Origin of the sequence: uncultured Rothia sp., assembly GCF_937976295.1 — a bacterium.
Lineage (GTDB): Bacteria > Actinomycetota > Actinomycetes > Actinomycetales > Micrococcaceae > Rothia.
This window is the reverse complement of record NZ_CALJRY010000308.1, coordinates 1-3,693: the sequence shown is the minus strand read 5'-3', so window position 1 is coordinate 3,693 and position 3,693 is coordinate 1. Positions and strand designations below refer to the sequence as shown.

Annotated in this window: 2 protein-coding genes; both read left to right on the top strand. The window is 59.5% G+C overall.

Annotated elements, in window-relative coordinates; genetic code table 11:
- Positions 1-229: 229 nt before the first annotated feature.
- Positions 230-2,308, top strand: coding sequence for a hypothetical protein (locus Q0216_RS08210; RefSeq protein ID WP_298594435.1), 2,079 nt, complete (start codon positions 230-232; stop codon positions 2,306-2,308).
- A 283-nt stretch (positions 2,309-2,591) separates the two neighbouring features.
- Positions 2,592-3,693, top strand: a 1,102-nt coding sequence (locus Q0216_RS08205) for a histidine kinase (protein WP_298594434.1), incomplete at its 3' end; no start/stop codon positions are given.

Sequence of the window (3,693 nt, the reverse complement as noted above, 5' to 3'; positions counted from 1 at the left end):
CACATGTGTTTCGAAAAGCCACTTCTTTGGTGGCTTCTCGAAACACATGTGGCTTCTCGCCGTTCTTGTATTCGCCGTTCTCGTGGGTCGCCTGTGCTTTACCCGGGGGTAAATCCCGCCCCGCTTATCGTGTCAGGGGTCCGCCCTACTCTGGTATCAGAAGCACCGCAGCCCACGCGCTGAGAGCACCGCAGCCTCCCAGTGCACCCCGCGAGAAAGGATCGTCACCATGGCACGCAGCCCCGAATCCGAAGCCAGCTACAAGGCCTATCAGAAGAAGTACCACGCCGAACGCAACGCCCGCGCTCGCTATTCCTATGACTCTCTCGAAAAGCAGCACCGTGTGAAGGTCAAGGGCAAGGATCTCTCTGCTGAGCTGATGCACACCCGCGCCCCCGGTGTTACCGGTGAAACCCCGTGGGAGAAGGATCTGAGCATCCACCCCTATAAGTGGCGCCGTTACGGCATTCCGAAGGACCTTCCTAGCGTTGTAATGGATGCTTTTGGGGATGAGGCTCCTCACCGCGCCTTCATGGACCCCCGTATGCTCTTCGACTGCTCCCTCTTCGACAACATGACCGATGAGGAAATCGAGTACTTCAACGATGCGAAGCACTGGGTGATCGAAGACCTGGACACCGACATCACCCTCAAGAACGAGCTGGAGGGCGAGCCCGGCGTGTACGGCTACCTCGTGCACGTGAACCGAGGACGCAAGGAGGTGAACAACCCGCCGGTGGGCCGTCCGCGGTACAAGCGCAAGGACGGCAAGGAACTCATCTGGGACGACCCGCGTCTGGATGCGCCCTGGTGGCAGGAATGTGGTGACTACATCTACGTGTACCTGGATGAGAAGGAAGCCCGCGCTGCCTTCAAGCAGCAGAAGATGCGCCTGGATGATTTGAACCAGGAGGTGCGCCTGTACCGCCTGACCAAGCCCATCAGCATCAGTGATGCCCGTGAGTGGCTGAACTGTGACCACCCGCTGCGCGAAGAGAAGCACGGCGCCATCACCCTGGATGCCTTCGGTACTGGTCAGTACGGCCGCCCCGGTGCGCTGCGCCTGCCGCAGCAGCCTGCCCCGGATGCGGACGAGCGGGACCGTATCGCCGAGGAAGAGTACTGGAACAGCCTCACCCCCGAAGAGCAGCAGAAGACCCTGGATGACCTCGAGTACTACCAGGCTCTGGAAGAGGAACGTCGCCAGATCAACAAGGAACGCTGCGACGCCATGGAGCCGATGTACACGGAACGTTTCAACGTGGATGAGTACATGGCGTACCTGCTGAAGCGAGCAGAAGACCATGTCGCTGATGAGCCGGAGGATGAATTCGCTGTTGACTGGCTCAACAAGCTGCGTGAAGAGATTCCGACCATGCCTCTGAAGAAGAAACTCGACTTCATTGAGGAAGAAATGTACAAGGAAGATCCCAGCGGATGTGAAGAGACGCTGCGCACTCTGAACCTTGTCACCCCGTACGAGACGATGACCCGTTTGGTGGAGATCATGCCGCTGAGCCAGAAGACGATTGAAGCTGCTGTGGCAGTGCACAAGAGCCGCCTGAAGCTTGGTATCGAGACCGAGAAGCTGGGCTTCCGCCGCAAGGGGGGACAGTACCATCTGACTGAGGCACAGGAGCAGTACGTTCGTGCTGGCCTGGTGGATCGTTACACCCGTGAAGGTGAGGACGGTTCAGCTGAGCTGATGCGAATGGTGTACGACAGCGACTGGTACCCCTGCCTGGAGCCTGACCAGTACGAGGAGGAGGGCGGCTTCTCTTGGGAGACCATCAACATGGAGGACTACCGTGCTGGCCGTCTGCTGCCCTTCGGTGATGGTTTTCCGCGTGGTGCTTTTGGCCCGAAGCATGACCGTATCGAGTACCTGGGTGATCTGCTGCAGCGTGGTGAGATTGATGTCCCCACGTTCTGGAAGCGTGTGCAGGATTCCTCCTACGTGGCGGATCAGGAACGCTTCGGCCCGGATGGTGAAGAGTCGTTCATCATCACGAAGAAGAACTGGCGTCAGTTCATCAAGTTCTGGGATGCAGACCGCCCGGAAGGCTATGAGCCGAACCCCATGGAAGATAAGTCTCTGTTTATTGAGGCTCTTGGCGGTGATAACTGGGATGAGTATGAGGAGCGCGCATACGATTGGCGTACGAAGGATTGGGAAGCATGGATTGACTCGCTGCCTGATGACTGGTGGACTCTGAACACTAATGCAGTAGCGGTAGCCTCGTACCAGGTGGAAGTTCCCCGCCTGGTACCCGAAATGGTGAAGCACACGCTGAAGAAGACTGCGTAGCGCTAACGGTACTTGCTGTACACCATCAAGAGGAAGGGTCGGCGCGCCCGCACAGTTGGATGCGCCGCCCCTCCGCCCCTCCATCCGCCGCCGTTCTGCCCGCAGCCCCCGCCATGCTCGCCGCTGAGCGCGCTCGCCGGTGAGAATACAGCCTCCGCATCGCGATTTATCGCGAAAAATACGCCCCTACCCGCTTAGCCTGTCAGGGCAGTAGCGTACAGTAAAACACATCACACACCCACACAATCGAATCCGATAAACAACCACACCCCAAGGAGTAACCATGCCGCACAACGCCGTATCACACATCCAGCAGCAGTACGCCGCACACCACCCGCAATGCAACACTTTCGCCCTGGACAAGCCCAAGAGCGCCGCATACGGCTACACCGCCGTCTTCATCGCCTTCAACAACGCGGACGGCACGCCCACCAACGAAAGCCTCACCCTCGACAGCATCCACGCCGCCGCAGAATCCTGCCAGGTCATCGACATGGGCTTCGACTACACGCCCTACTACAACGGCGAGCCGGTCAACCCGCCCACCTGCCACCTCATCATGGGCACCAACTTCGGCGAATCGAACAAGAAGTACGCGCTCTCCTCGCTGTACGGCACGGCACGCATCTACCTGATCACCGCCGACGCACCCACCGTCAAGGTCGACGGGTTCATGACCAAGCTGTCCATGTTCGCAAACAAGGTCCGCAACAGCGAAACCTGGAACCGCGCCAAGGCATACATTCTGAGCTCCTCACCGGCGGGGGAGGAGCTGCAGAGTTTCGCGTGCTCATTCACCACCTACGCAATGCCGCGCAAGTACATCGTGGACCATGAGAAGCCCTGGCGACCCGAGAAGGAAATCGTCGTCAACAACAGCCTGCAGACGGCATTCCGACCCGGCATCTTCTGGCCGAAGCAGTCCGCCGTAGACCCCTCCCGCCCGCTGACCGTGCGTGTCTCTGAAGGTCCCGCAACCTTCGACAGCCTCTCGGATCTTACCTGCGGCGGCGTCTCCGTTGAGAAGACGGCGAAAGCCCTGGAAAAGCGGCAGAACATCAACACCTACATCTACCACTTCGCCTACCCGAAGAACCTGGGGGAGCAGCCGAACCTTGCCGTCATCAGCTACATGGTGGATGTGCTCGCCCTGCACCTGCGCGAACTGGACAAGCTGCAGCTGGCACCGAACGCACAGCCGCCGCTTGAGTGGACCATGGAAGACATGCTGTTCAGTTCGGCGTTTGTTGCTCAAGACCTTGCCGAGCAGAGCGGCATTCCTGAGGGGTCGCATTTGCAGGTTCCTGGCGGTCAGCCCCGACAGCGTACACCGCAGGCCCGCCCTGTTCCTGCTGCTCGTCCTGTTCAGGAGGCGCGCCCAGCAC